At 71.3% G+C, this 26115-nt stretch carries 25 protein-coding genes and 1 riboswitch; of the genes, 16 read left to right on the top strand and 9 right to left on the bottom strand.

Annotated elements, in window-relative coordinates; translation table 11 throughout:
• The first annotated feature begins 117 nt into the window (after nt 1-117).
• From rpe to ACGFX9_RS07010, 4 genes are all read left to right on the top strand, one after another.
• Nucleotides 118-804 (top strand): ribulose-phosphate 3-epimerase, encoded by a 687-nt coding sequence (rpe, locus tag ACGFX9_RS07025; protein ID WP_393466049.1) that lies wholly within the window; start codon nt 118-120, stop codon nt 802-804.
• Nucleotides 805-960: 156 nt separating this feature from the next.
• Nucleotides 961-2007, top strand: coding sequence for a sugar-binding transcriptional regulator (locus ACGFX9_RS07020; protein ID WP_393466046.1), 1047 nt, complete (start codon nt 961-963; stop codon nt 2005-2007).
• A 70-nt stretch (nt 2008-2077) separates the two neighbouring features.
• On the top strand, nt 2078-2440 hold the full coding sequence (locus ACGFX9_RS07015; protein WP_393466042.1) for a barstar family protein: 363 nt from the start codon (nt 2078-2080) through the stop codon (nt 2438-2440).
• A gap of 174 nt (nt 2441-2614) precedes the next feature.
• Nucleotides 2615-4057 carry a GuaB1 family IMP dehydrogenase-related protein gene (locus ACGFX9_RS07010; RefSeq protein ID WP_393466039.1) on the top strand — a complete coding sequence of 481 codons (1443 nt, stop codon included), beginning with the start codon at nt 2615-2617 and terminating at the stop codon, nt 4055-4057.
• 99 nt (nt 4058-4156) lie between these two features.
• Here ACGFX9_RS07010 and ACGFX9_RS07005 read toward each other — a convergent pair whose 3' ends face one another.
• A complete protein-coding gene (locus ACGFX9_RS07005; RefSeq protein WP_393466036.1) occupies nt 4157-4969 on the bottom strand; it encodes an NAD(P)H-binding protein in 813 nt (270 codons plus the stop codon).
• A gap of 121 nt (nt 4970-5090) precedes the next feature.
• On the opposite strand from ACGFX9_RS07005, the gene ACGFX9_RS07000 reads away from it, so the two are divergent.
• Entirely contained in the window at nt 5091-5516 is a 426-nt protein-coding gene (locus tag ACGFX9_RS07000) for a winged helix-turn-helix transcriptional regulator (protein WP_393466033.1), read from the top strand.
• Here ACGFX9_RS07000 and ACGFX9_RS06995 read toward each other — a convergent pair.
• The 3 genes from ACGFX9_RS06995 to ACGFX9_RS06985 are packed head-to-tail and all read right to left on the bottom strand — an operon-like array spanning nt 5495 to nt 8432.
• Complete coding sequence (locus tag ACGFX9_RS06995) at nt 5495-6493, bottom strand: GDSL-type esterase/lipase family protein (protein WP_393466030.1); 999 nt, start codon at nt 6491-6493, stop codon at nt 5495-5497. The genes ACGFX9_RS07000 and ACGFX9_RS06995 overlap by 22 nt on opposite strands.
• The gene (locus tag ACGFX9_RS06990; RefSeq protein WP_393466027.1) at nt 6490-7320 is read right to left on the bottom strand and encodes an SDR family NAD(P)-dependent oxidoreductase; all 831 of its coding nucleotides are present in this window, start codon (nt 7318-7320) and stop codon (nt 6490-6492) included. Before ACGFX9_RS06990 ends, ACGFX9_RS06995 begins: the two co-directional genes overlap by 4 nt.
• Entirely contained in the window at nt 7317-8432 is a 1116-nt protein-coding gene (locus tag ACGFX9_RS06985) for an LLM class flavin-dependent oxidoreductase (RefSeq protein ID WP_393466024.1), read from the bottom strand. Before ACGFX9_RS06985 ends, ACGFX9_RS06990 begins: the two co-directional genes overlap by 4 nt.
• 329 nt (nt 8433-8761) lie before the next feature.
• Between ACGFX9_RS06985 and ACGFX9_RS06980 the strand changes: the two genes are divergently transcribed.
• The gene (locus ACGFX9_RS06980) at nt 8762-10225 is read left to right on the top strand and encodes an amino acid permease (protein ID WP_393466022.1); all 1464 of its coding nucleotides are present in this window, start codon (nt 8762-8764) and stop codon (nt 10223-10225) included.
• A 10-nt stretch (nt 10226-10235) separates the two neighbouring features.
• Nucleotides 10236-10691: an Lrp/AsnC family transcriptional regulator gene (locus tag ACGFX9_RS06975; protein ID WP_393466019.1), complete on the top strand. Its 456-nt coding sequence runs from the start codon at nt 10236-10238 to the stop codon at nt 10689-10691.
• 83 nt (nt 10692-10774) lie between these two features.
• Here ACGFX9_RS06975 and ACGFX9_RS06970 read toward each other — a convergent pair whose 3' ends face one another.
• A complete protein-coding gene (locus ACGFX9_RS06970) occupies nt 10775-11428 on the bottom strand; it encodes a Repetin (RefSeq protein ID WP_393466016.1) in 654 nt (217 codons plus the stop codon).
• Between the two features lie 311 nt (nt 11429-11739).
• Here ACGFX9_RS06970 and ACGFX9_RS06965 point away from each other — a divergent pair, with 311 nt between their 5' ends.
• Together ACGFX9_RS06965 and ACGFX9_RS06960 are read left to right on the top strand one after the other, a co-directional pair.
• A complete protein-coding gene (locus tag ACGFX9_RS06965) occupies nt 11740-12528 on the top strand; it encodes a carbon-nitrogen hydrolase family protein (RefSeq protein WP_393468243.1) in 789 nt (262 codons plus the stop codon).
• A 68-nt stretch (nt 12529-12596) separates the two neighbouring features.
• Entirely contained in the window at nt 12597-14291 is a 1695-nt protein-coding gene (locus tag ACGFX9_RS06960; protein WP_393466013.1) for a flavin monoamine oxidase family protein, read from the top strand.
• A 96-nt stretch (nt 14292-14387) separates the two neighbouring features.
• Here ACGFX9_RS06960 and ACGFX9_RS06955 read toward each other — a convergent pair whose 3' ends face one another.
• Together ACGFX9_RS06955 and ACGFX9_RS06950 are read right to left on the bottom strand one after the other, a co-directional pair.
• Nucleotides 14388-15320 (bottom strand): LLM class F420-dependent oxidoreductase, encoded by a 933-nt coding sequence (locus ACGFX9_RS06955; RefSeq protein WP_393466010.1) that lies wholly within the window; start codon nt 15318-15320, stop codon nt 14388-14390.
• Nucleotides 15321-15407: 87 nt separating this feature from the next.
• Complete coding sequence (locus tag ACGFX9_RS06950; RefSeq protein ID WP_393466007.1) at nt 15408-16112, bottom strand: DUF5995 family protein; 705 nt, start codon at nt 16110-16112, stop codon at nt 15408-15410.
• A 220-nt stretch (nt 16113-16332) separates the two neighbouring features.
• On the opposite strand from ACGFX9_RS06950, the gene ACGFX9_RS06945 reads away from it, so the two are divergent.
• Nucleotides 16333-17457, top strand: a complete 1125-nt coding sequence (locus ACGFX9_RS06945) for a glycoside hydrolase family 6 protein (protein WP_393468240.1) — start codon at nt 16333-16335, stop codon at nt 17455-17457.
• Here the strand turns inward: ACGFX9_RS06945 and ACGFX9_RS06940 are convergent.
• Nucleotides 17436-18854, bottom strand: coding sequence for a uracil-xanthine permease family protein (locus ACGFX9_RS06940; RefSeq protein WP_393466004.1), 1419 nt, complete (start codon nt 18852-18854; stop codon nt 17436-17438). The two genes, ACGFX9_RS06945 and ACGFX9_RS06940, sit on opposite strands and share 22 nt — an antisense overlap.
• Before the next feature lie 103 nt (nt 18855-18957).
• Nucleotides 18958-20169 (bottom strand): MFS transporter, encoded by a 1212-nt coding sequence (locus ACGFX9_RS06935; RefSeq protein WP_393466001.1) that lies wholly within the window; start codon nt 20167-20169, stop codon nt 18958-18960.
• A gap of 96 nt (nt 20170-20265) precedes the next feature.
• On the opposite strand from ACGFX9_RS06935, the gene ACGFX9_RS06930 reads away from it, so the two are divergent.
• From ACGFX9_RS06930 to ribH, 6 genes are all read left to right on the top strand, one after another.
• On the top strand, nt 20266-21423 hold the full coding sequence (locus tag ACGFX9_RS06930; protein ID WP_393465998.1) for an ROK family transcriptional regulator: 1158 nt from the start codon (nt 20266-20268) through the stop codon (nt 21421-21423).
• Between the two features lie 145 nt (nt 21424-21568).
• Nucleotides 21569-21699: riboswitch (FMN riboswitch) on the top strand.
• 156 nt (nt 21700-21855) lie between these two features.
• The gene (gene ribD / locus ACGFX9_RS06925) at nt 21856-22977 is read left to right on the top strand and encodes a bifunctional diaminohydroxyphosphoribosylaminopyrimidine deaminase/5-amino-6-(5-phosphoribosylamino)uracil reductase RibD (protein ID WP_393465996.1); all 1122 of its coding nucleotides are present in this window, start codon (nt 21856-21858) and stop codon (nt 22975-22977) included.
• A 1-nt stretch (nt 22978) separates the two neighbouring features.
• Nucleotides 22979-23605 carry a riboflavin synthase gene (locus ACGFX9_RS06920; RefSeq protein WP_393465993.1) on the top strand — a complete coding sequence of 209 codons (627 nt, stop codon included), beginning with the start codon at nt 22979-22981 and terminating at the stop codon, nt 23603-23605.
• Nucleotides 23606-23661: 56 nt separating this feature from the next.
• Nucleotides 23662-24258, top strand: a complete 597-nt coding sequence (locus tag ACGFX9_RS06915; protein ID WP_393468237.1) for a nicotinamide riboside transporter PnuC — start codon at nt 23662-23664, stop codon at nt 24256-24258.
• Nucleotides 24255-25553: a bifunctional 3,4-dihydroxy-2-butanone-4-phosphate synthase/GTP cyclohydrolase II gene (locus tag ACGFX9_RS06910; RefSeq protein ID WP_393465991.1), complete on the top strand. Its 1299-nt coding sequence runs from the start codon at nt 24255-24257 to the stop codon at nt 25551-25553. Before ACGFX9_RS06915 ends, ACGFX9_RS06910 begins: the two co-directional genes overlap by 4 nt.
• Nucleotides 25554-25601: 48 nt before the next feature.
• Nucleotides 25602-26087 (top strand): 6,7-dimethyl-8-ribityllumazine synthase, encoded by a 486-nt coding sequence (ribH, locus tag ACGFX9_RS06905; RefSeq protein ID WP_160503731.1) that lies wholly within the window; start codon nt 25602-25604, stop codon nt 26085-26087.
• Nucleotides 26088-26115: the final 28 nt, after the last annotated feature.

Below are 26115 nucleotides of genomic sequence, written 5' to 3'. Positions count from 1 at the left end.
CCCACGTGGTGCCGGTGGACCGCCCAGCATGGCACGCGGTCCATGGTCAAAGGAGCCGGTTGGCCCACGCTTCGGACCGGGGCGGGCAACGGGCGCCGGGCATGGCAGTCTTGGGGCATGGCCGTGCAGATCAACCCCAGCATCCTGTCCGCGGATTTCTCCCGTCTCGCCGAGGAGGCGAAGGCGGTCGAAGGTGCCGACTGGCTCCATGTCGACGTCATGGACAACCACTTCGTCCCCAACCTCACCCTCGGGGTGCCGGTCGTAGAGTCCCTGGCGCGAGCGACGGACACGCCGCTGGACTGCCATCTGATGATCGAGGACGTCGATCGCTGGGCTCCGCAGTACGTCGAAGCGGGCGCCGGATCCGTCACCTTCCACGCGGAGGCTGCCGCGGCGCCCGTCCGCCTGGCCCGCGAGATCCGCGCCAAGGGCGCCCGCGCCTCCATGGCGCTGAAGCCCGCGACGCCCATCGAGCCGTACGAGGACCTGCTCCCCGAGCTCGACATGCTGCTGATCATGACAGTCGAGCCGGGCTTCGGCGGGCAGTCCTTCCTCGACATCATGCTCCCGAAGATCCGCCGTACCCGTGAGCTGATCAGCAAGCACGGTCTGCAGCTCTGGCTCCAGGTGGACGGCGGCGTCTCGGCCGAGACCATCGAGCGCTGCGCAGAGGCCGGCGCCGACGTCTTCGTGGCGGGCTCCGCGGTGTACGGGGCCAAGGACCCGGCGGCGGCGGTACGTGCACTGCGCACCCAAGCGGCCGGGGCGACGGCCGCAGCCGCGTGGGCATGCGGCCACTGAGCCACGGGAACGTGAACGCAGTCCTTCGGGGCTGATCAAGTACGCCGGATCTGCAAGGATGAACGGCGAACCCAGGTTGCGCTGCGGCAATGGGCGTGAAGCCGTGGCAATGCACGCGAAGCCGCACCAATGCGTGTGAACGCGTGAACAACAGTTGTGAATGACAGTGAGGAGATCGTCGTGTCGACGGGCGGCCGGTCAGCCATGCGGATGGGACCCGCGGAGCTGGTGCAGGCGGCGGCCATGGCCCGCCGCTTCTATCTCGAGGGCAAGTCAAAGATCCAGATCGCCGAGGAGTTCGGCGTCAGCCGCTTCAAGGTGGCCCGGGTCCTGGAGACGGCTCTTGAGCGTGATCTCGTACGGATCGAGATCCGTGTGCCCGCCGAGCTGGACGCGGAGCGCTCGGACGCGCTGCGTGCCCGCTACGGCCTGCGGCACGCGGTCGTCGTGGAGTCACCGGCTCCCGCCGACGAGATCGACGAGTCTCCCGACCCCGAGAACCTCGGCGAGGTCGCGGCCGATCTGCTCGGCGAGCTGGTCAACGAGGGCGACGTACTCGGCCTGGCGTGGGGGCGCTCCACCATCCACATGGCGGCCGCCCTCGACCAGCTGCCGCCGTGCACGGTCGTGCAGCTGACGGGTGTGTACGACGCCGGGACCGCCGAACGCGGTTCGGTCGAGGCCGTGCGGCGTGCCGCGCAGGTATCCGGCGGCGAGGCGCATCCCATCTACGCGCCGATGCTCCTGCCGGACCCGGCCACCGCCGCCGCGCTGCGCAACCAGACCGGCATCGCCCGTGCCTTCGAGTACTTCGACAAGGTCACGGTCGCCGCGGTGTCCATCGGCTCGTGGGAGCGGGGCATCTCCACCGTCCACGACATGCTCAGCGACGAGGAGCGCGCGCACTACGCCTCGCTGGGAGTCGCCGCCGAGATGTCCGCGCACCTCTTCGACGCGGAGGGGCGCAGGGTCGGGCGGGACCTCGGGGAGCGGTGCATCACCGTCGAGGCGGACCGGCTTCGGCGGATTCCCGAGGTTGTCGCCATCGCGGGCGGTCGGCGTAAGGCTGCCGCGATCGACGCGGTGCTGCGTTCGGGGCTCGTGACCAGCCTGGTCACGGATACCGCAGCCGCCGATCAGCTGCTGGTCATGGGGACGACGCCACACCCTGCGCTGGACCGGGCGGACCCGGACGGGAACTGAGTCATCCGCGGAGCGGCGGCAAGACCTACTGCACGGATGACCACTACGCGTCCTTCAAGGCGGTACTGAGATGACGTCCGACCCCCTGGAGCCCGTCCTTGAGGCCGTCCGGGCCGCAGGCCTCGGCACCCTCTCCCTCGACCTGAGCGGCGTACGCGACAAGGCCGCCCTCATGGACCGCTGCGCCCGCGCCCTTGAGCTGCCCGAATGGTTCGGCCGTAACTGGGACGCGCTCGCCGACTGCCTCACCGGCCTCGGACGGGCCCCCGGGGAGCGGGGGCGGCTGCTCGTCGTCTCCGGCTGGCAGGAGTACGCCGAAGCGGCGCCCCAGGAGTGGATCGTCGCCCAAGAGGTGTTCACCGACGCCGTGGCGTACGCGCGGGAGCGCGGGACGGGCCTTGAGATCGTTCTCGCTCTGGGCACCCGCCCCTGAGCGGACGGTGACCTTCCGGGGTGTCACTTGGAGGTTCCGACCAGGGCTCCCGCCGCCCGGCTGGGTGATCATCCCAGGGGGCGCATCCCTCAGGACATGGGACACTGAAGTACGTGCTTTTCCCCCGGCCTAACTGTCCGGGGGCCACCTCTGATCGACTGGGATGAGCAGCACGTGCGTTTCCTCAATGACATCCAGCCTGCGTACGACCTGACGTACGACGACGTCTTCATGGTCCCGAGGCGCTCCGCCGTCGGATCGCGCCAGGGCGTGGACCTTTCGTCGCCGGACGGCACCGGCACCACGATCCCGCTGGTCGTCGCGAACATGACCGCGATCGCCGGACGCCGGATGGCCGAGACCGTCGCCCGCCGCGGCGGCCTCGTCGTGATCCCGCAGGACATTCCCATCGAGGTCGTCACCGAGGTCATCTCCTGGGTCAAGACGCGCCACCACGTCCTGGACACCCCGATCGTCCTGGCCCCCACGCAGACCGTCGCCGACGCGCTCGCCCTGCTGTCCAAGCGCTCGCACAACGCGGGCGTCGTCGTGGACACCGACCAGAAGCCGGTCGGCGTCGTCACCGACACGGACCTGAACGGCGTCGACCGCTTCACCCAGCTCTCCGAGGTCATGTCCAAGGACCTGGTGCTCCTGGACGCGGACATCGACCCGCGCGATGCCTTCAACAAGCTGGACCACGCCAACCGCCGCTACGCCCCCGCCGTGGACAAGGACGGCCGCCTCGCCGGCATCCTGACCCGCACGGGCGCCCTGCGCGCGACCCTCTACTCGCCCGCCCTGGACGCCAACGGCAAGCTGCGCATCGCCGCCGCCGTCGGCATCAACGGCGATGTCGCGGCCAAGGCCAAGCAGCTCCTCGACGCGGGCGCCGACACGCTCGTCGTGGACACCGCGCACGGCCACCAGGAGTCGATGATCGCCGCGGTGAAGGCCGTGCGCGGCCTCGACCCGCAGGTGCCGATCGTCGCGGGCAACATCGTCGCCGCCGAGGGCGTACGGGACCTGATCGAGGCCGGTGCCGACATCATCAAGGTCGGCGTGGGCCCCGGCGCCATGTGCACCACGCGCATGATGACCGGCGTCGGCCGGCCGCAGTTCTCCGCGGTGCTCGAATGCGCCGCCGAAGCCGCGAAGTTCGGCAAGCACGTGTGGGCCGACGGCGGTGTCCGCCACCCCCGTGACGTCGCCATGGCGCTGGCCGCCGGTGCGTCGAACGTCATGATCGGTTCGTGGTTCGCCGGGACGTACGAGTCCCCGGGCGACCTGCAGCAGGACGCCCACGGCCGCCTCTACAAGGAGTCGTTCGGCATGGCGTCCGCCCGCGCGGTCAAGAACCGCACGAGCGAGGAGTCGGCGTACGACCGCGCCCGCAAGGCGCTCTTCGAGGAGGGCATCTCGACTTCGCGGATGTTCCTCGACCCGGAGCGTCCCGGCGTCGAGGACCTGATCGACTCGATCATCGCGGGCGTCCGTTCCTCCTGCACGTACGCCGGTGCGGGCTCCCTGGAGGAGTTCGCGGAGCGGGCCACCGTGGGTGTGCAGAGTGCTGCCGGTTACGCGGAGGGCAAGCCCCTCCACGCCAGCTGGAGCTAGCCGCTCCCGCGGGGGCTGCCGTATCCGCTGCGGGTACGTCGTGGCTGGGCGCGCAGTTCCCCGCGCCCCTATGGGGCGCCCCCTGTAGGGGCGCCTCTGTCACGCTCGTACCGCGGCCACATACGCCTCGATGGCCGGGCGCGGTTCCCTGCCCAGCAGGGTGCGCAGTGCCCCCGGGTCCTCCACCCCCGTGCCGTCCAGGAAGCCGCCCGCTATCGCCGCGTACGTGCTCAGGAGCATCGGCACCTGGAAGGGCAGCGCCTGTCCTGCCGCGGTGATCGCCTCGCGGGTCGCGGCGAGCGTGCCCGGTTCGTACGCGCCGCCGGTCGCCGCGGCCAAGTCGGCTCCGCCCAGGGCCTGTTCGCCGACCAGCTCGTAGACGCGGCCCGCATGGGCGGCCGGGTCCGTGGCCACCCGCACCGCGACCTCGGCCAGGTCCTCGCGCGCCACGGCGGCAAGGCGGCCCTCGCCCAGGGGCGCCGCGATGGTCCCGTCCGGTCCTGGCGCGGCTATGGCGGCGAGGAACTCCGCGTACAGGCCGTTGCGAAGCACCGTCCAGTTCAGCGAGGACGCGCGGAGCCTGCGCTCGGTCCAGCGGTGGGCGAGCGCGTACGTCAGGTGGTCGCCGTCGCCGCTGAGGCTGGTGTAGACGAGGTGGTCGACGCCCGCCTTCTCGGCGGCGGAGATCGCGGCCTCGTGGCGGGCGATGACGACGTCGTCCTCGGCGGCCCCCGCGGAGATGATCAGCAGGGTGTCGACGCCGGTGAAGTCAAGGGACGCCGGATCGTCGAAGTCGACGCGGCGTCCGCCGGGGGCGGGGCTGCGGGTGCCGGTGACGACGTCGTCGCGGTCCGCGAGGCGGGCGGTGATGAGGGTGCCGAGGGCGCCCGTGGCGCCGGTGATCATGAGCATGGGAAGGTTCCCCCGTGGTGAGTGGTGGTGCCCGCTGTCCGTGCCGGGTCGGGCCGGGCCGCGTGACCGGCCCTGTGGCTATGGTGAACGGCGGCGCGCCGCCGCATAAGGAGGCACTTTCATGTCAGCAGGGCACACGGCGGTAACCATCCCGTCGGCCGCTCCGGCCCCCGTAGAGCCGGTGATCAGCTGCGAGACCCCGCAGGACGAGTGCGGGGTGCGGGACGTCCTTGACCGGCTCGGCGACAAGTGGTCGGTGTACGTGGTGGTCGAACTCGCCTCGGGCGTCCTGCGGTTCAAGGAGCTGCAGCGCAGGATCCACGGCTCCATCTCACAGCGCATGCTGACGCTCACCGTGCGCCGCCTTGAGCGCGACGGCCTGGTCAAGCGCACGGTGTACCCGACGATCCCGCCCCAGGTCGAGTACGAGCTGACCGAGATGGGCCACAGCCTCACCCACCTCGTGAAGGCCCTCTCGGAGTGGTCCATCGACCACCGCCCGGCCATCGCCGCGGCCCGCGAGTCCTACGACGCCGCCCACGACTGACACGACTGACCCCGCCGCAGCGCCGAGGCCACCGCGTCCGCGATGACGCCGTGGCCCGCGTCCCCCGGATGCACTCCGTCCACCAGCTGCCCGGCGTGCAACAGGCCGCCGCCCGGCAGCAGATCGGCCCCTGCGTCCCGGGCCGCCCGCTCCACCGCGGCCCGCAGGGCGCCGAGCGTCGCGCCGAGTGCGTTCGGCGCCGCCTCGGCGTCCGGGCGGAGCACGGGGGAGACGAGCAGGAGGGGTGCCTTCGGGTGTCCGCGGCGCACCAGGCTCAGGAACGCCAGCGTCGTCTCGTACAGCAGCCTCGCCGAATGCGGCGTACGCGACCAGCAGTTCGTGCCGAACGCGACAGTGATCAAGTCGGCGTCCAGCGCGGCGAGTTGCTCGGCCGACGCCGACTCGCCGCGGGCCGCCCCGGCATACCCGAGGTTCACCGTCTCCACGCCCAGGGCACGCCCCGCGAGCGCGGGCCACGCCAGATGCGGCCGTGAGGCCGACCACCCCTCGGCGATCGAGTCGCCGTAGACCAGCCAGCGCGGTCGCCGGGCGGCAGGTGTCAGCGTGCCGTCGACCGCGCGCACTCCGTGCAGGACGGGCCGCAGCGTCTCCGGCAGGTGGACGGTGATGTCGCCGTTGAGGTAAGGGAGTTGGATGCGCGTCAGGTGCTCGCCCGGTGCCGCCGGGGTGTCGAAGGCGTCCTTGCCCGCGAGCAGCGTGAAGACCGGCGGTGCGGCGAGGAACGCGTCCGCCCCCGAAGCGTCCGCCCCCGACGCGTCCACCCCCGACGCGGGCGACGCGGTGTAGGCGACCTCCACGGCGGACACCCCCCGCGCGGTGAACTCAAGGCGCACCCCGGCCGGGAAGCCCGCCCGCTCCCAGGTGTCCCCGGGCAGCCGCTCCCGGTCGGCCGGATCGGCGCGCACCACGCGGCCGTCCTCGGTCCACCAGGCCGCGCCCCGCACGAACTCCCTCACCGCGCGCCGCCGATCGTCGGGTACGGGAACTTCACGCCGACCCCGCCGTCCACGACGAGCGTCTGCCCTGTGACGTACGAGGAGAGCGGCGAGGCGAAGAAGAGCAGGGCCGATGCGATGTCCGAGGTCTCGGCGACCCGGCCAAGGGGTGCGTTGCGGGCGTTGCGCTCGCGGCCCTCCTCGCCGATCATGGCCGCCACCCGTGGGGTCCAGACGACGCCGGGCGCCACCGCGTTCACGCGCACCCCGCGCGGGCCGTACTCCACTGCCGCCGATCGCACCAGGGAGATGAGGCCCGCCTTGGCCGCGCCGTACGCGGCGTGCAGGGGCGCCGCCGTCAGGCCCGACACCGACGCCACGAAGACCAGGGGGCCGCCGCCCGCGTCGGCGAGCGCCTCGCCGCCGTACTGGACGGCCAGCCAGGCGTGCCGCAGGACGAGGGAGAAGTGCCAGTCCCAGGACGCGTCGTCGAGCTCGGCCAGCGGCGTGTAGCGGGCCATGCCCACGATGTCGATGACACCGCCGACCGCCCCGAACTCCCTTTGTGCGTAAGCGAAGAGGGCCCGCACCTCATCGCGCCGCGACACATCGGCGACGTACGCGATGCCGCCCGTTTCGGCGGCCACCGCCTCGGCGCGGTCCTTGTCGAGGTCCACGCACAGGACCCGCGCCCCGGCCGCGGTGAGCGCGTGCGCACTCTGGCGGCCGATGCCGTTGCCCGCGCCGAGCAGGACGAAGGCGCGGCCGTCCAGACGGTGGAGGGCGGCGTAGTCGGGAACGGGGGAGGTGTCGAGGGGGATGGGGGAGGTGTCGAGGGGCTCGCTCACTGTGCCGCCCGGCGGGGCCGGTACGACGCCAGCTCCGGGATGACTTCCTTGCCCAGGATCTCGATCGTGCGCAGGATCTCCTGGTGCTCAAGAAAGCCCCACTGGACGTAGCAGATGAGCTGGTCGATGCCGAGGTCGGCGTAGCGCTTGGCCTTGCGGACGATCGTCTCCGCGCTCCCGATGAGGATCATGTCCCCGTCGTCGAACTCCTCGACGGGGACGCTCCCTTCGATGATCGGGGTGAGGAAGGGGAAGGTCCGCTCGCGCTCCTCGGGGGTCAGGTGCGGCAGCTCCCAGTCCAGCGTGAACTGGGCGAGATTGCGGTACCACCACGCGACCGAGTCCCAGACCCGCCGCGAGGGCCGGTCCGCGACATGCACCAGCGTGTACGCGCTGACGCGGTCCGTGGTGACGTCCGTGATCGGGGCGGGAGTGCGCGCCGCCGCGCGGTAGGCGGCGACCTGGCGGGCCATCGCCTCCAGTGGCTGCATGATCGAGAAGGAGAGCAGGCCGAGGCCCGCCGCGCCCGCCACCTCCGCCGAACCAGGGGATGTCGCCGCCATCCAGCACGGCGGATGCGGGTCCTGGACCGGCTTCGGCGTGACCATCCGCCGAGGGAAGGAGAACCGCTCGGATTCGTAGGCGAAGTACTCCTCGCGCCACATGCCCGTCACGATCTCGATCGCCTCGCGCCAGTCGGCCCGCGACTGCTCCCGGTCGACGCCAAAAGCGGTCTGTTCCATGGGAGTTGACCGGCCGGTGCCCCACTCCACGCGGCCGTCCGACAGGACGTCCACCGCCGCCACCTTCTCCGCGATCCGCTGCGGCGGAGTGAAGCCGAAGGGGGTGAGGGTCACGCCGAAGCCGAGGCGTATGCGTTCGGTGAGCGCCGCGAGATGGCCGAGGAGCACCTCGGGGGCGGGGCAGTGGGAGCGGCCCTCGCGGAAGTGGTGCTCGACTGCCCACACCGTGCGGAAGCCGACCCGGTCCGCGAGCCGGATCTGCTCCACCGCCTCCCGGTAGGCGCGCTGCTCGGCGGCGCGCTGGCCGTGCGGATGGGGCCCGTCCCAGGGTTTCGGTACGTCGATCTCGTACAGCACATCGAGGTCCATGGCCTGCTGCCTCCCTCTCGACCGGGGTGCGCGATCGGCTCGACCGGAGTGCACCATGGGGGAGATCTGACGAAGTGTCAACCATCTCCCGGGCACCCTGGAACGCAACGGACGAAACGGACCGCGCAACGAAGACCCGCGAGAAGGGGAAGTACGCAACGATCATGCGGTGCCGCGCAAGGTTGCTGCATTACGTACGTGAAGCCCGCCTCATAGAGTCATCCGCTGTACGTGGTGTGGCGGGGACCGCCTGCTCGGCGGTCCCCATCCATGCGTGGGAGCTGCCGCCGGTCCCGCCGCCCTGACCGGCAGCGATGAAGGAGCCACGCGTGCTCGACCAAGGCGCACCCCCGCAGAACCGCCCGAGCCCCCCGGGGGCCCCCGGGTTCGGCGCCCGCTTGATGCGGCGCAAGCCGGTGGAACTCCTGGTCGCTGAGGGCGGCCAGGGCGAGGGTGGCTCGCTCAGGCGTTCCCTCGGCATGTGGCAGCTGACCATGATCAGCATCGGGGCCACGCTCGGCACGGGCATCTTCGTCGTCCTCGGCGAGAGCGTCCCCAAGGCCGGCCCCGCGGTGACCCTCTCCTTCGTGCTCGCCGGGCTCACCGCCCTGTTCTCGGCCCTCTCGTACGCCGAGCTCGCGGGCTCCATACCGGTCGCCGGGTCCTCGTACTCATATGCGTACGCAACGATGGGCGAACTCGTCGCCTGGGTCTGCGGCTGGTGTCTGGTCCTGGAGTACGGCGTATCGGTCGCGGCCGTCGCCGTCGGCTGGGGCGAATACCTCAACGAACTGCTCGACGGCACCATCGGTGTCACCATCCCGGACGTGCTCTCCTCGGCACCCGGTGAGGGCGGCTTCATCAACCTGCCGGGCCTGATCGTCGTGCTCCTCGCGATGGTGTTCCTGCTCGGCGGCGCCAAGGAGTCCGCGCGGGCCAACACGATCATGGTCGTCGTGAAGATCGCCGCGCTCGCGCTCTTCTGCACGATCGGCTTCATGGGCTTCAAGTCCGGCAACTACTCGGACTTCATGCCGCTCGGCACGGCCGGCGTCAGCGCCGCCGCCGCGAGCCTCTTCTTCTCGTACATCGGCTTCGACGCCGCGTCGACCGCCGGTGAGGAGGCGAAGAACCCGCAGCGTGACCTGCCCCGCGCGATCATGCTGTCGCTGATCATCGTCACGGCGCTCTACGTCCTGGTCGCGGCCGTCGCCGTCGGCGCCTGGAACTGGACCGACTTCGAGGGCTCCGAGGCCACGCTCGCCGCGATCATGAACGATGTCACCGGGCAGAGCGTGTGGGGCACGATCCTCGCCGCCGGTGCGGTCATCTCCATCGCGTCCGTCGTCCTCACCGTCCTCTACGGCCAGACGCGTGTGCTGTTCGCGATGTCCCGCGACGGCCTGGTCCCCAAGGCGTTCGGCAAGGTCAGCAAGAAGACGGGCACGCCCCGCGTGAACACCGTCATCGTGTCGCTGTTCTGCGCCGCGCTCGCCTCCGTCATCCCGCTGGGCAAGCTCGTCGACGCCACCAGCATCGGTACGCTCTTCGCCTTCGGTCTGGTCAACATCGCGGTGATCGTGCTGCGCCGGACCCGCCCGGACATGCCGCGCACCTTCCGGGTGCCGCTCGGCTGGCTCTTCCCGGTGCTCGGCTTCGGGTTCTGCGCCTACAACATGTTCAGTCTCGACTCGATCACCTGGATCGTCTTCGGTGTCTGGATGGCCGTCGGCCTCGTGTTCTACTTCCTGTACGGCATGAGCCGCTCCCGATTGGCCTCCGCAGAGAAGTGATCCACCCCCAGTGCGACTGAACGATCTCGACGAACGCATCGTGCACGCCCTCGCCGAGGACGCCCGCCGTTCCTACGCCGACATCGGCCAACTGGTCGGGCTCTCCGCGCCCGCCGTCAAGCGGCGCGTGGACCGGCTGCGGGAGACCGGGGCGATCACGGGGTTCACCGTGCGGGTCGACCCGGCCGCCCTCGGCTGGGAGACCGAGGGGTTCATCGAGATCTACTGCCGTCGCAACACCTCGCCCGAGGCCATCCGCCGTGGCCTCGAGCGGTACCCGGAGATCTCGTCCGCCTCCACCGTCACCGGGGAGGCGGACGCGGTCGTCCAGGTCTTCGCCGCCGACATGCGGCATTTCGAGCGGGTGCTCGAGCGGATCGCCGGGGAGCACTTCGTGGAGCGGACGAAGTCCGTGCTCGTGCTCTCGCCGCTGATGCGGCGGTTCTCGTCGGGGGCTCCCGCGTAGTCGCTTCGCTGGATGGGGCCGCTTGGACACCGCGGGTCCGTCTTGGCTGAGCGCGCAGTTCGCCGCGCCCCTTCGGGGCGCTGTCAGTTGGTCGGGTACGTGAAGCGCCAGGGCTGTACGTGGAAGTCGCCGGTGCCCTTCTTGACCCTCTCGAAGGGGGCCGCGCTCGTGCACTTCGACAGGTTCTTCGTTCCGTCGGGGACGCCCACCGCGGCCCAGCTGTAGCCCAGTCGGTCGTTCTTGCCCAGGTCGTGGACGGCGAAGCCGACGCGGCCGCCCTTGATGTCATTCAGGTTGGTGTCGGTGATGATGCCGGTGGCCGTCGCGACCTTGCCGCCCGTCATCAGGCAGTCGATGCGGCCCTCGGCCCAGGCGCCCTTGCCGCCCGGCTTGTCGAGGTGGACGAAGCGGAAGGTGCCGGTCGCCTTCTCCGGGTGCATCTCGTCGTGCTTGGCCAGATGGGCGTCGAAGGTGAACGTCACGTCCTCCGTGGTCTTGCGGTACAGCTTCGCGCTGCCGGTGAGGGCGGCGGCTTCGCGTGACGTGGCCTTGTGCTCGGCAGCCTTGTGCGCGGCGGCCTCCTGCGACGTGGCCTTGTGCGACCCGCCGTCGTCCGACGCGACGGCCGCGCCCGCCGCTCCGGCCGAGAGGAGCAGGGCCGTCCCCACGGCGACCACGCGGCTGCGCGTGCTGGTGAGGTGGCCGGCGGTGATCCTGGTGCCTGCGTTGCGGCTCACGGGGAGCCTCCGTCCGAAGTGCCGTTCACCCGGTCGTTCCGGGTGAGATCACCGTCTCGCGGCGGGGCCCACCGGCACGTCCGGCCACAGGCGGCAATCCGCCTCCGCCGTGTGGCGGGGAACACCCCCGCCCGGCTACGACCCCGGTCCCACGCCGCCGCGCAACGAATCGCCGCTACGGGCCTCGGACGCGCAACGGATCGAGCACGGGGCCGCAACGCCTGCGCCTTGTCCGGGCATGGCCGCCGACCGTACGGTCTAACGGTCCCCACCAGTCCCTTCGTACGCCTCCGAGGTCCGCCATGCCCCCGCTGCGCACCGCCCTGCTCCAGAGCTCGGGCCGCCTTGGCTCCGTCGACGCCAATCTGAAGGCGCTCGACGAGGCCGCCGCCCGTGCCGCCGCGGCCGGCGCGGGCCTCCTCGTGGCTCCCGAGCTGTACCTCACCGGGTACGCGATCGGCGACGACGTCGCGCGTCTGGCGGAGCCCGCCGACGGGCCGGCCGCCGCCGCGATCGCCGAGACCGCCGCCCGGCACGGCCTCGCGCTCGCCTACGGCTACCCGGAGCGGGACGGCGAGGACGTCTTCAACTCCGTACAGCTCATCGGTCCCGACGGCTCGCGCCTGGCGAACTACCGCAAGACCCACCTCTTCGGCTGCTTCGAGCGCGACTCCTTCACCCCGGGCGAACAGTCCGTCGTCCAGGCCGAGGTGGGCGGTCTGCGGATCGGTTTGATGATCTGCTACGACGTGGAGTTCCCGGAGAACGTCCGCGCGCACGCCCTCGCGGGCACCGATCTGCTGCTGGTGCCCACGGCCCAGATGCACCCCTTCCAGTTCGTCGCCGAGTCCGTGATTCCGGTGCGGGCCTTCGAGAACCAGATGTACGTCGCGTACGTCAACCGGGTCGGCCAGGAAGGGGAGTTCGAGTTCGTCGGGCTCTCCACGCTCGCCGGACCCGACGGAGTCGCGCGCACCCGGGCCGGACGGGACGAGCAGCTGGTGTTCGCCGACGCGGACCCGGCCTTCCTCGCCGCGTCACGCGAGGCGAACCCCTACCTCCGCGACCGCCGCCCGGGCCTGTACGCGTCCCTGATCTGACCTCGGTCCGACACCCCCGAGCCTCCCCCTTCTTCTGTCCTGCCGTTCCCGCAAGGAGTCCGTACCCCATGACGTCCACGGTGCCCACCGCCGTCCAGCACACCGACGCCCAACCGCCGATCACCATGTTCGGTCCGGACTTCCCGTACGCGTACGACGATTTCCTCGCCCACCCGGCGGGCCTCGGCCAGATACCCGCGACCGAGCACGGCACGGAGGTCGCGGTCATCGGCGGCGGCCTCTCCGGCATCATCGCGGCGTACGAACTGATGAAGATGGGCCTCAAGCCCGTCGTCTACGAGGCCGACCAGATCGGCGGCCGGCTGCGCACCGTCGGCTTCGACGGCTGCGACCCCTCGCTCACCGCCGAGATGGGCGCGATGCGCTTCCCGCCGTCCTCGACGGCGCTCCAGCACTACATCGACCTGGTGGGCCTCAAGACCCAGGCGTTCCCCAACCCGCTCGCGGAGTCCACTCCCTCGACGGTCGTCGACCTCAAGGGCGAGTCCCACTACGCCGAGACCGTCGCCGACCTGCCGCAGGTCTACCGCGATGTCGCCGCGGCGTGGAACTCCTGCCTTGAGGAGGGCGCCGACTTCTCCGACATGAACCGCGCCCTGCGCGAGCGCGACGTGCCCAAGATCCGCGAGATCTGGTCCAAGCTCGTCGAGAAGCTCGACAACCAGACCTTCTACGGCTTCCTCTGCGAGTCCGAGGCCTTCAAGTCCTTCAGGCACCGCGAGATCTTCGGCCAGGTCGGCTTCGGCACGGGCGGCTGGGACACCGACTTCCCGAACTCCATCCTGGAGATCCTGCGCGTCGTCTACACCGAGGCCGACGACCACCACCGCGGCATCGTCGGCGGCAGCCAGCAGCTGCCGCTGCGCATGTGGGACCGCGAGCCGCAGAAGATCGTGCACTGGGAGCCCGGTACGTCCCTGAGCTCGCTGCACGAGGGCGGCACGCCGAAGCCCGCCGTGACCCGGCTCGACCGCACCGCGGGCAACCGCGTCACCGTCACCGACGCCTCGGGCGACATCCGCACCTACCAGGCGGCGATCTTCACCGCCCAGTCGTGGATGCTGCTCTCCAAGATCGCCTGCGACGACACGCTCTTCCCCATCGACCACTGGACGGCGATGGAGCGGACCCACTACATGGAGTCCTCGAAGCTCTTCGTGCCGGTGGACCGGCCGTTCTGGCTGGACAAGGATGAGCAGACCGGCCGTGACGTCATGTCGATGACGCTCACCGACCGCATGACGCGCGGGACCTACCTGCTGGACGACGGTCCGGACAAGCCCGCCGTCATCTGCCTCTCCTACACCTGGTGCGACGACAGCCTGAAGTGGCTGCCGCTGTCGGCGAACGAGCGCATGGAGGTCATGCTCAAGTCGCTCGGCGAGATCTATCCCAAGGTCGACATCCGCAAGCACATCATCGGCAACCCGGTGACGGTGTCGTGGGAGAACGAGCCGTACTTCATGGGCGCGTTCAAGGCAAACCTGCCGGGCCACTACCGCTACCAGCGGCGCCTGTTCACGCACTTCATGCAGGAGTCGCTGCCCGAGGACAAGCGGGGGATCTTCCTCGCCGGGGATGACATCTCCTGGACGGCGGGCTGGGCCGAGGGGGCGGTCCAGACCGCGCTGAACGCCGTGTGGGGGGTCATGCATCACTTTGGCGGGGCCACTGATGCGACTAACCCCGGGCCCGGGGATGTGTACGACGAGATCGCGCCTGTCGAGTTGCCTGAGGACTGAGCGCCGTTCTTCCTGGGCGCGTGGGAATCTGCCAGCTCGTTGTGGCTGGTCGCGCAGTTCCCCGCGCCCCTATAGGGGCGCCGCCCCTCAGGGGCCCTACACCCCGGCCGCCCTCGCCGCCTCGTACACCTCCGCCGCCAAGTCCTTCAGTTCCTCGCCGTCCCGTGTGCTGCCCTGCAGTTCGATGAGGATCTCCTCCACTGCGCCCACCGAGGCGTGCGCCGCGAGGTCCTCGATGATCTGCGCGACGTTGCCCTGGAAGGGGGAGCGGCCCTCGCCCTCGTACGCCTTCGCGGTGTAACGGGTGTTGACCCGCAGGACGCTCTGCACCGGCTCCTTGCGCCCCCGCTCGGCGGCCAGCTCCGTCAGGGCGCGGGCCTGCTCGGCCAGCTTCTCGGCGCCCATGCCCACCGGCATCCAGCCGTCGGCGCGGTCGACGAGCCTGCGCGAGGCGCGGGGACTGTTGGCGGGCAGCAGGATCGGGATGGGGCGGGCGGGCTTGGGGCCGACCACCGAGGGCGCGATCTTCGTCAGCGCCCCTTCGTACGACACCGGGTCCGGACCCCACACCGCGTGGCAGACGTCGATCAGCTCGTCCAGGACCTTGCCGCGCTGCTCGAAGGGGGCCACCGACGCCGCGGCGTACTCGTCGTGCGACCAGCCTGTGCCGAGGCCCGCGACCACCCGGCCGCCACTCGCCGCGTCAAGGGTGGCCAGCGAGCGCGCCAGCTGGAACGGCACGTGCAGCGGGGCGACCAGGACGCTGGTGCCCAGCCGTGCCCGCTCGGTGGCGGCGGCGGCCAGTGTCAGGGTGATCAGCGGATCGGGCACCGAGCGGTACGAGTCGGGCCAGGGCAGGCCCTCGATGCCGTATAGACCCTGGGTGGCGGGCTCTGGGTACAGGACACGTTCGTAGACCCACAGGCTTTCGTACCCGATCTCCTCGGCCGCGCGTGCCACCGCGGGCACGTCGCGTCCCATGCTGTACTGCCGGCCCTGCGGGAGGCTGAGTCCGAGTCGAGTCGCCATCCTGGTGCTCCTTCGCATCCGTCGCATCCGGGGTCTCTCATGTCTCAACGTACGGCGACCGCAGGGGAGTTCCCCGGCGGGGAGTGATCAGTCCGGCAGGGGAGTGAGCAGCATCCGCCCCACCAGGCCGACCGCCCCGTCGAGCCGTGCGCGGAACTTCTCCGCGACGGAGGGCAGGTCACCCAGCGCCCGCATCGTCAGCGCCGTCGCCCACGCGCCGTCCCTGGCCCGCTCCAGACTCCAGGAACCAAGGAGATGGGTCAGCGGGTCGGCGATCTGGAGGAGGTCGGGGCCCGGCATCAGATCCTCGCGGATGCGCTCCTCAAGCGATACGAGGATGTCGCCCACCCGGTCGAACTCGTCCTCAAGATCGGCCGGTTCGCAGCCGAGCGTACGACAGGCGTCCACGACGGCCAGCGGAAGATCGTGCCCGATGTGCGCATTGATGCCCGCGAGCGCGAACTGCAGGGGACGTACGCCGGGATGGCGCCGGAACTGGAAGAGCGGCCGCCAGCACGCGGGCGGCAGACGGTCGGCGGCCACCGTGTCCACCGCCGTCAGATAGCGCTCGGCGAAGAGCACGTCCAGCGTGACCGCGGCCCCGGCATCAGGGAACAGGCCGCGGCCGACGTGCCGGCCGACCTCTTCGGTGACCGAAAGATAGACCCGGTTGAAGACCCCCACCCCGTCGCCCGAGGGGAAACCCGCCCCCAGCGCGCGCATCCGCGTCACCACCCCGTCGACCCGGTGTGCCGGGCCTGTGAACTCCGCGAACCGCTCCAACTGCGCCATGGTGGCAGCGTCCCAGTCTTAGGCTGGCCCGCGTGCCGCCGCACCGGACGCTTCCCCAGAACGAGGGAACGGCGACCGTGTGTACCCCTGGGGAGGGGAGCGGCACGGCCGTGTCAGGGGGACACGGAGGAGGGGGAGGAGCGGCACCGTGACAGGCAACCGCGCAAGACATCGCGCCGAGCGCCGGGCCGAGCGCGGGCGCGCCACCCGCCACGGCGTCATGGTCGCGGCGGCCTCGGTCGTGGCCGCCGTCGGCACCGTCACCGGCATGGTCTCCGCCCTGGACGAGGGCGGCGGCAGCGACCGGGCGCGCCCCAAGGTGACCGATTCCCCGACGCTCGAACCGCTGCCCGCCGTGCCGACGCCGTCCGAGTCGTCGGAGTCGGCCGAGCCGAGCCCGTCAAGGACATCCTCCTCCCCGTCCGCGAAGCCGAAACCGAAGGCGTCGACGAAGCGGCCCGAGCCGAGCAGGACGGCACCCACCCTCAACTCCCTCTACCGCCATGGCGATTCGCAGGTCCTCGACTGGGTCAGGGCCAACCGGGGCGACCCGCGGCGCCCGCTCATCGAGTCACGGATCGCAGGCGAACCCGCGGCTGTCTGGTTCGCCGACTACACACCGCGGAGCATCACCTCGCGGGTCAGGGCGGTGACGTCAAGCGCCAAGAGCCGCGTTCCCGTGGTCGTGCCGTACGCGATACCGGACCGCGACTGCGGGGGCGCGTCGGAGGGTGGGGCGCCGGATCTGGCGGCGTACGACGCGTGGATCGCGAAGTTCGCCGCGGGCCTCGGCTCCGGTGAGGTCATCGTCATCCTCGAACCGGACGCGATCGCCCAGTCCGAGTGCCTCTCCGCGAAGGAGCGCACCGCACGCTACGCCTCGCTGGCCCGGGCGGGCCGCACCCTGAAGGCCGCCGACCCCAGGGCCAGGGTCTACTTCGACGCCGGACATTCCGGCTGGAACGCGGTGGCTCAGCAGGCCGGGCGGCTGCGGTCGGCGGGCGCCGCGTCCCCCGCCTCGTCCGACGGCGTCTTCACGAACGTATCCAACTTCCACCGCACCGCCGACGAGGCCGCCTACGCCCGCAAGGTCCTCTCCGCGCTCGGCGGCCCCTCCGGCCTGGGCGCCGTCATCGACACGAGCCGCAACGGAAACGGCGCCCCGGCGGACGGCGAGTGGTGCGATCCGGCGGGCCGTGCGCTCGGACAGAGCCCGACGCTGCGCACCGGCCGGGCCCGGATCGACGCCTATCTGTGGGTCAAACCGCCGGGCGAGTCCGACGGCTGCAGGGGCGAGCCCGGGACTTTCACACCGGGGTACGCCTACGACTTGGCGCGCGGCTGAGGGCCGCCTGCCTCGGGGCCCTCGCCGTCCTCGTCGTACGTGGACGTGCCCGAATCGAGCAGCGGCTCCTGCGACTTGAGGTGGGGCGGGGCGAAGGCGCGAAGGACGTGGTAGCCGGTGATCACGACGATCGTGCCGAGGGCGATGCCGCTCAGCTCGAAGTTGTCGGAGATCTTCAGCGAGACGCCGCCGACGCCGATGATGATGCCCGCGGCGGCCGGGACGAGGTTCAGCGGATTGCGCAGATCCACCCCGGCGTTGATCCAGATCTGCGCGCCGAGCAGGCCGATCATGCCGTAGAGGATGACGGTGATGCCGCCGAGCACTCCGCCCGGGATGGCCGCCACGACCGCGCCGAACTTGGGGCAGAGACCGAAGAGCAGGGCGAAGCCCGCGGCGGCCCAGTACGCGGCCGTGGAGTAGACGCGGGTCGCGGCCATCACGCCGATGTTCTCGGAGTACGTCGTGTTGGGCGGGCCGCCGACCGCGGTGGAGAGCATGGACGCGGCGCCGTCGGCGGAGATCGCGGTGCCGAGCTTGTCGTCCAGGGAGTCCCCGGTCATCTCGCCGACCGCCTTGACGTGCCCGGCGTTCTCCGCGACCAGCGCGATGACGACGGGCAGCGCGACGAGGATCGCCGACCACTCGAAGCTCGGCGCGTGGAAGGACGGCAGCCCGATCCAGTCGGCGTTGCCGACGGCGGAGAGGTCGAGGCGCCAGTGGTCGACGACCTTGCCCGAGCCGTCCGCGGAGTGGATCTTGCCGAAGATCAGGTCGAGGGCCCAGGACAGCGCGTATCCGAAGATCAGCCCCAGGAAGATCGCGACGCGCGACCAGAACCCGCGCAGGCACACCACGGCCAAACCGGTGAACAGCATCACCAGGAGCGCCGTCCACTGGTCCTGCGGCCAGTACGTGGAGGCGGTGACCGGCGCCAGATTGAAGCCGATGAGCATGACGACGGCGCCGGTGACGATCGGCGGCATCGCGGCGTGGATGATCCGCGCCCCGAACTTCTGGACGGCGAGGCCCACCAGGAACAGCGCGGCGCCGACCACGAAGACCGCGCCCGTCACGGTCGCGGAGGAGCCGCCCTGCGCGCGGATGACCGCGGCCACGCCCACGAAGGAGAGGGAACAGCCCAGGTAGCTGGGCACCCGGCCGCGCGTGGCCAGCAGGAAGATGACGGTCGCGACACCCGACATCATGATCGCCAGGTTCGGGTCGAGGCCCATCAGGACGGGCGCCACGAAGGACGCCCCGAACATGGCGACCACGTGCTGGGCGCCGAGCCCGAAGGTGCGCGGCCAAGAGAGCCGCTCGTCGGGACGGACGACGGCTCCCGGCGCGGGCGTGCGCCCGTCGCCGTGCAGTCTCCAGCGCACGCCGAGATCCATGGTTCTGTTCCGCCTTCTGTGCGCCGACTTTGTCCGGACCGTTTGTCAAGACCTGAATGAGTCAGCGCAATGTTAATCCGGCATAAGTTCTATCGTTTCTCGTTCAGGGCTTCGGGCCGGGTGCCGTCGCATCCGCCGCACCGACCGGCGTGGCCTCGCGGCCGGCCGGACGCAGGACCCCGGCGAACACCGCGAGCCCGCAGGCGAGCACCGTGACCAGGCCGAAGGAGACCACCAGGCTCGTCGCGTCGGCGAGCGTGCCGATCGCGGACGGGGCGATCAGGCCCGAGGTGTACGTGATGGTCGCCACGCCCGCGATGGCCTGGCTCGGAGCCGGACCGCTGCGCCCGGCCGCGGCGAAGGCGAGGGGCACCACGACCGCGATGCCGAGCCCCATCAGCGCGAACCCGCCCATGGCGACCGCCGGATGCGGCGCCACCACCACGAGCAGACCGCCGAGCGCCGCGACCACGCCGCCCACGCGCACCGTGCGGACCGCCCCGAAGCGGTCCACCACCGCGTCGCCCGCGAGCCGCGCGATCGCCATGGTGAGCGTGAAGCCGGTGGTGGAGGCGGCGGCGACACCGGCCGACGAGTCGAGGACGTCCCGCAGATAGACCGCCGACCAGTCAAGGCTCGCGCCCTCCGCGAAGACCGCGCAGAAGCCGACCGCGCCGATCAGGAGCGCCGACTTGGGCGGCAGCGAGAAACGCGGCGGCGCCGCATCGCCGGGCGTGCTGCGCAGATCGAGCACGCCCTGGCAGGCGACGAGGCCGATCGCGGTGAGCGCCACGGCGGCGAGCGCGTGGTGCAGCCGGGCGTCGGAGCCGAGGTGGGCGGCGACCGTGCCGGCCGCGGAGCCGATCAGGGCGCCGACGCTCCACATGCCGTGCAGGCCCGACATGATCGACTTCTTCATGCGGGTCTCGACCTCGACGCCGAGGGCGTTCATCGCCACGTCCGACATGCCCGCCGTCGCGCCGTAGACGAACAGGGCGAAGCAGAGCGTGAGCACGTTCGGCGCGAGCGAGGGGAGGATGAGCGACATCGTCCACAGGGCGAGCAGCCCGCGCAGCGCGGTCCGGGCGCCGAAGCGGTGGCTGACCGAGCCCGCGAGCGGCATGGCCACGGAGGCGCCGATCGCGGGGAAGGCCAGGGCGAGACCGAGCAGCCCCGCGCTGAGGTCGGCGTGCTCCTGGATCCAGGGCACGCGGGTCGCGAAGGAGCCGGTCACGGCGCCGTGCACGCAGAAGACGGCGGCCACGGCGTACCGCGCCCGCTTCAACTGACGTACGTCGTAGGCCACTTCACTCATCGATGCCCCGCCCCTCCCAAGGTCCGCCCGCTACGGCGACGTAAACTATCAGGAACCCTGCCTGATAAATAGCGGCTTTATGGAAGGATCCCCGGCATGCCCGCATCACCGAGCACTGCCCGGGCCATCAACGACCGGCTCGCCCTGGGGCTTCTGCAGCGCGAAGGGCCGCTGACGGCCAACCAGTTGAAGCAGCTGACCGGCCTGTCCCGGCCCTCGGTCGCCGACCTCGTCGAGCGCCTCCAGGGCTCCGGCCTGATCGCCGTCGTAGGAGAGGCGGGTGCCCAGCGCCGGGGGCCCAATGCCCGGCTGTACGGGATCGTCGCCGACCGGGCGCACCTCGCCGCCCTCGACGTACGCACCGGGGGCGTCTCCGTGGTCGTCACCGATCTGCTCGGCGCGGTGCTCGCCGAGGCCTCCGCGCCCATCGGGCCCGACACCGGCACCGGGCCCGCCGTCGAGCGTGCCGTCGCCCTGGTGGAACGCGCCGCGCGGGATGGCGGCGTCCAGCGGCTGCACACCGTCGCCATCGGCGCCCCCGGCCTCATCGACCCCGCCACCGGTGAACTGCGGGACACCACGTCGCTGCCCGCCTGGCACCGAGGCCTCGCGGGCGCACTCCAGGAACGGCTGCCGGCTCGCGTGCTCGTGGAGAACGAGACCAACCTCGCCGCCCGCGCCGAACAGCGTGACGGCGCCGCCCACGACCGCGACACCTTCGTGCTCCTGTGGCTCGGCGAAGGCGTCGGCGCCGCCGTCGTGCTCGACGGGGTCCTGCGCCGCGGGGCGTCGGGCGGCACCGGGGAGATCGGCTTCCTGCCGGTGCCGGGCACCAAGGTGCTGCCGTCCGCCACCGGCTGCGAGGGCGGCTTCCACTCGCTGGCCTGCGCCGCCGCGCTGCGTGAACTCGGCGCGGAGCACGGCCTGGTGGGCGGGGGCGACGCCGCGGATCTGGTGCGCCATGCTGTGGAGTCCGGCCACTCCGGTTTTCTGGACGCCGCCGCCGACCGCGTCGCCGTGGGCGCCGCCGCCATGGCCGCGGTCCTCGACCCCGGCTGCGTCGTACTCGGCGGCGAGGTGGGCCGCGCGGGGGGCGACGCGCTCGCGGCCCGGGTCGAGGCCCGCGTCGCCGCCATGTCACCGCTGCGCACGGAGGTGCGGGCGAGCGCGCTCGGCGGCTCGGCCGTGCTGCGGGGCGCGCTGCTCGCGGCCAGGGACGCGGCGCAGGACGAGGTGTTCGGTCCGCGCCGCTGAGCCACCGCGAGGGGGCCCTGAGGCATCCGGGGGAGGGGTCGTCACCGCCGGTCAGAGGGCTGTCACAGGCTGCTGTGAGCCAGGCCACAGGGGTTCGCCCGTATGGGCGTCGATCAGGCGTGGCACACTGGCCTCGTACCAAAAGCAGCGCACTCCGGGGTCGGTGTAATTCCGAACCGGCGGTTATAGTCCGCGACCCGGCCGCCTCCAGTGGCCGGTTGACCAGGTGAAACTCCTGGACCGACGGTGAAAGTCCGGATGGGAGGCAGTGCGCGGCGGGCGGGCATTCGTGCACGTCGCCGTAGTGGCTTGTTCTTGGGATTCCCGGACTTCTCCGGGTTCCCCCAGGGAGAAGTCCCGTTTCCGGCGTCGCTCCCGGTGTCGCAGTCCGTACATTCTGTCGTCATCGACAGGCCCCGGAGTCCGTGCCCTATGAGGCAGGAGGACCCGGTGGCCACCGCAGCCGCAGCCACAGCGAATGAGCACGAGCGCGCCGCCATGCGCCGCGCCGTCACGCTCGCCGCCCTCGGACTCGGCTCCACAAGCCCCAACCCCGTCGTCGGCTGCGTCATCATCGACGCCTCCGGACAGAGCGTCGGCGAGGGCTACCACCAGCACGCGGGCGGCCCGCACGCCGAGATCCACGCTCTGCGCGCGGCCGGCGACAAGGCCCGCGGTGCCACCGCCCTGGTCACCCTCGAACCCTGCAACCACACCGGACGCACCGGCCCCTGCGCCCAGGCGCTCATCGACGCCGGGATCGCCCGCGTCGTCTACGCGGTCGGCGACCCCAACCCCGCCGCGACCGGTGGCGCGCAGCGGCTGCGTACCGCCGGAGTCTCCGTGGAAGCCGGGCTCCTGGCCGAAGAGGCCGCTGCCGGGAACGCCGCCTGGCTGACCTCCGTACGGCTCGGCCGGCCGCACATCACCTGGAAGTACGCCGCGACGCTCGACGGCCGCATCGCCGCCGCCGACGGCACCAGCCGCTGGATCACCTCCGCCGAGGCCCGCGCCGACGTCCACCGGCTGCGCGCCGAGTGCGACGCGGTCGTCGTCGGCTCCGGCACCCAGCGCGCCGACGACCCGCACCTCGCCGTGCGGGACATCGACGGAGCCGTCCAGCCGCTGCGCGTCGTCGTCGACACGAACGGCACCGCCGTGACACCCGGCGCCCGCGTCCTGGACGACGCGGCGCCCACGCTCATCGCGGTCGCCGACAACGTGACCACCGAAGGCGATGCCGAGACGGTCCGACTCCCGCGCGCCGCCGGTGGGTTGGACATCCCGGCCCTCCTCGCCGAGCTGCACGCGCGCGGGGTGCGGTCCGTCCTCCTCGAAGGCGGACCGACGCTCGCCGGAGCCTTCGTCGCCGCGGGCGCCGTCGACCGCGTCGTCGGCTACCTCGCCCCCGTCCTCCTCGGCGCGGGCCCCGCCGTCCTCAGCGGCGGCGGAATCACGACCATCACCGAAGCGTTGCGGCTCGACGTGAGCGAGACCGTCCGCATCGGCCCCGATCTGCGCGTCACCGCGACCCTCGTAGCGAAGGAGCACTGAAGTGTTCACCGGAATCGTCGAAGAGCTGGGCGAGATCACCGCCGTCGAGAACCTGGACGACGCGTCCCGCTTCCGCGTCCGTGGCCCCGTCGTCACCGACGGCGCGAAGCACGGCGACTCCATCGCGGTCAACGGCGTCTGTCTGACGGTCGTGGAACACGAGGGCGAGGAGTTCACCGCCGATGTGATGGCCGAGACCCTGAACCGCTCCAGCCTTGGCGCGCTCGCGCCCGGCTCGCGGGTCAACCTGGAGCGGCCCACCGCCGTGGGCGACCGCCTCGGCGGCCACATCGTGCAGGGGCACGTCGACGCTGTCGGGACCGTCGTCGACCGCAAGCCCTCCGAGAACTGGGAGATCGTCAAGATCTCGCTCCCCGCGGATCTCGCCCGCTACGTGGTCGAGAAGGGCTCCATCACCGTCGACGGCGTCAGCCTGACAGTGGTCGACGCCGGACCCGACTACTTCACCATCAGCCTCATCCCCACCACCCTCGCCCTGACCACGCTCGGCATCAAGCAGCCCGGCGACCCGGTCAACCTCGAGGTGGACATCATCGCGAAGTACGTCGAGCGGATGCTCGGCGACCGCGCACACCCCGCGGTCGGAGCCCAGGAGGCCACGAAGTGAACTGGCTCAACTCCGAAGCCTTCACGGCCTTCGGGCAGCACGTGATCTGGTCCGACATGGTGGGCAACACCGTCGGCCTGATCGCCCTCGCGCTCGGCTGGCGGCGCTCCATATGGACCTGGCCCGCCCAGTTCCTGTCCGGTGTCATCCTCGTCGGCGCCTACGCGTCAGCCCACCTCTCCGGGGGCGTCGGCAAGCAGCTCCTCGTCATCGGCGTAGCCCTGTGGGGCTGGCGCCTGTGGACGAGCGGCAAGCAGCAGGCGCAGGACGGCTCCATCGCCGTCCGGTTCGCCACCTGGAAGGAGCGCGGGATCCTGCTCGGCGGCACGGCCGTCGGCACCCTCGCGGTCGGCGCCCTGTTCTCCGCCGTCCCCGACCTGTCCTGGAACCCCTGGCCCGACGCCTACATCTTCGTCGGCACGCTCGCCGCGATGGTCGCCCAGGCCCGCGGCCTCGTCGAGTTCTGGTTCGCCTGGCTCCTCGTCGACGTGGTCGGCGTGCCGCTCGCGTTCAGCAGCGGCCTCGCCTTCTCCGGTCTTGTGTACGTCATCTATCTCGCCCTCGTCCTGTGGGGCATGCGCGACTGGTGGCTGCGGTCGCGCACTGTGTCCTCGCAGGCCTCGCAGCCCGACATGGAAGGAGCCCCGGCATGAGCGCGGCACCTGTTTGGTACAGCACGGGTCATGAAGAAGACGCCTCCGACCTGGCCCTCGACGCCGTCGAGTCGGCCATCCGCGACATCGCCGCCGGGCGGCCCGTCGTGGTCGTCGACGACGAGGACCGCGAGAACGAAGGCGACCTCGTCATCGCCGCCGAGAAGGCGACCCCCGAGATCATCGCCTTCATGATGAGCGAGTGCCGGGGTCTGATCTGCGCGCCCATGGAGGGCGACGAACTGGACCGCCTGTGGCTCCCGCAGATGGTCGAGAACAACACCGAGTCGATGCGGACGGCCTTCACGGTCTCCGTCGACGCGAGCGGCGCGCACGGCGTCACCACCGGCATCTCGGCCGCCGACCGCGCCACCACGCTCCAGCTGCTCGCCGCGGGCACCTACGAGCCCGACGACTTCGTGCGGCCGGGCCACATCTTCCCGCTGCGCGCCAAGTCCGGCGGCGTCCTGGTCCGGGGCGGCCACACGGAGGCCGCGGTCGACCTGGCAAGGCTCGCGGGCCTGCGCCCCGCCGGGGCCATCGTCGAGATCGCCGGCGAGGACGGCACGATGCTCCGCCTCCCTGAGCTGATCCCGTTCGCCCGCAAGCACGGCCTGACGATCATCTCCATCGAGGACCTCATCGCCTACCGCCGCAGCGCCGAGCCGACGGTCCGCCGCGAGGCCGAGGTCCATCTGCCGACCGCATTCGGCGAGTTCACGGCGTTCGGCTACCGCTCCACCGTCGACGGCGTCGAGCACGTCGCCCTGGTCCACGGCGAGATCGGCGAGGGCGACGACATCCTGGTCCGCCTCCACTCCGAGTGCCTGACCGGCGACGTCTTCCACTCGCTGCGCTGCGACTGCGGCCCGCAGCTCGAAGCGTCCATGCGGCGCATCACGGACGAGGGACGCGGCATCGTGGTCTACCTCCGTGGCCACGAGGGGCGCGGCATCGGCCTCGTATCCAAGCTGCGCGCCTACGAGCTCCAGGAGCGCGGCAGCGACACCCTGGACGCCAACCTCGAACTCGGCCTGCCCGCCGACGCCCGGGACTACGGCGCGGGCGCGAGGATCCTCGACGACCTCGGCGTACGGAGCGTACGGCTGATGACGAACAACCCCGACAAGACCGACGCGGTGATCCGGCACGGCCTGAAGGTCACAGGACGCGAGCCCATGGCGGTCCAGGCCGGCGAGCACAACCTGCGGTACCTGCGGACCAAGCGGGACCGGATGGGGCACGACCTGCCCTGGCTGGACACCCCTGAGGTGTCCGCCTGCGGCAATCAGTAAGTACTGGCATACGAGAAGTACCGGCAATACGAGAACCAGGAGAAGCGCGTGAGCGGCAAGGGTGCACCGGAACTGAGCGTGAAGAACTGCGGAGACCTGCGGGTCGCGGTGATCGCCGCCCAGTGGCACGAGAAGGTCATGGACGGCCTCGTCGACGGCGCGCTGCGCGCCCTGCACGAGCTCGGCATCGACGAGCCGACCGTCCTGCGGGTGCCCGGCAGCTTCGAGCTGCCGGTCGTCGCCAAGGTCCTCGCGGGCCGCGGCTACGACGCGATCGTGGCGCTCGGCGTCGTCATCCGCGGCGGAACCCCGCACTTCGAGTACGTGTGCCAGGGCGTCACCCAGGGCCTGACCCAGGTCAGCATCGACACCGGAGTGCCCGTCGGCTTCGGCGTGCTCACCTGCGACACCGAGGAGCAGGCCCTGGACAGGGCGGGCATCGAGGGCTCCCGCGAGGACAAGGGGCACGAAGCGGTCACCGCCGCCGTCGCCACCGCGACCACGCTGCGTACGATCTCCGAACCCTGGCGGTGAGCAGGGCCGGAGAGCCGCGTAAAGTAAG

The sequence above is a fragment of the Streptomyces sp. NPDC048436 genome, assembly GCF_043200355.1.
Lineage (GTDB): Bacteria > Actinomycetota > Actinomycetes > Streptomycetales > Streptomycetaceae > Streptomyces.
This window is presented reverse-complemented; position numbering and strand designations above follow the sequence as displayed.

Coding starts and splice junctions, on each gene's coding strand:
- rpe (WP_393466049.1), top strand. CDS start 118: ATGGCCGTGCAGATCAACCCCAGCATCCTGTCCGCGGATTTCTCCCGT.
- ACGFX9_RS07015 (WP_393466042.1), top strand. CDS start 2,078: ATGACGTCCGACCCCCTGGAGCCCGTCCTTGAGGCCGTCCGGGCCGCA.
- ACGFX9_RS07005 (WP_393466036.1), bottom strand. CDS start 4,969: ATGCTCATGATCACCGGCGCCACGGGCGCCCTCGGCACCCTCATCACC.
- ACGFX9_RS07000 (WP_393466033.1), top strand. CDS start 5,091: ATGTCAGCAGGGCACACGGCGGTAACCATCCCGTCGGCCGCTCCGGCC.
- ACGFX9_RS06985 (WP_393466024.1), bottom strand. CDS start 8,432: ATGGACCTCGATGTGCTGTACGAGATCGACGTACCGAAACCCTGGGAC.
- ACGFX9_RS06960 (WP_393466013.1), top strand. CDS start 12,597: ATGACGTCCACGGTGCCCACCGCCGTCCAGCACACCGACGCCCAACCG.
- ACGFX9_RS06955 (WP_393466010.1), bottom strand. CDS start 15,320: ATGGCGACTCGACTCGGACTCAGCCTCCCGCAGGGCCGGCAGTACAGC.
- ACGFX9_RS06950 (WP_393466007.1), bottom strand. CDS start 16,112: ATGGCGCAGTTGGAGCGGTTCGCGGAGTTCACAGGCCCGGCACACCGG.
- ACGFX9_RS06945 (WP_393468240.1), top strand. CDS start 16,333: ATGGTCGCGGCGGCCTCGGTCGTGGCCGCCGTCGGCACCGTCACCGGC.
- ACGFX9_RS06940 (WP_393466004.1), bottom strand. CDS start 18,854: ATGGATCTCGGCGTGCGCTGGAGACTGCACGGCGACGGGCGCACGCCC.
- ACGFX9_RS06935 (WP_393466001.1), bottom strand. CDS start 20,169: ATGAGTGAAGTGGCCTACGACGTACGTCAGTTGAAGCGGGCGCGGTAC.
- ACGFX9_RS06930 (WP_393465998.1), top strand. CDS start 20,266: ATGCCCGCATCACCGAGCACTGCCCGGGCCATCAACGACCGGCTCGCC.
- ribD (WP_393465996.1), top strand. CDS start 21,856: ATGAGGCAGGAGGACCCGGTGGCCACCGCAGCCGCAGCCACAGCGAAT.
- ACGFX9_RS06915 (WP_393468237.1), top strand. CDS start 23,662: ATGGTGGGCAACACCGTCGGCCTGATCGCCCTCGCGCTCGGCTGGCGG.
- ACGFX9_RS06910 (WP_393465991.1), top strand. CDS start 24,255: ATGAGCGCGGCACCTGTTTGGTACAGCACGGGTCATGAAGAAGACGCC.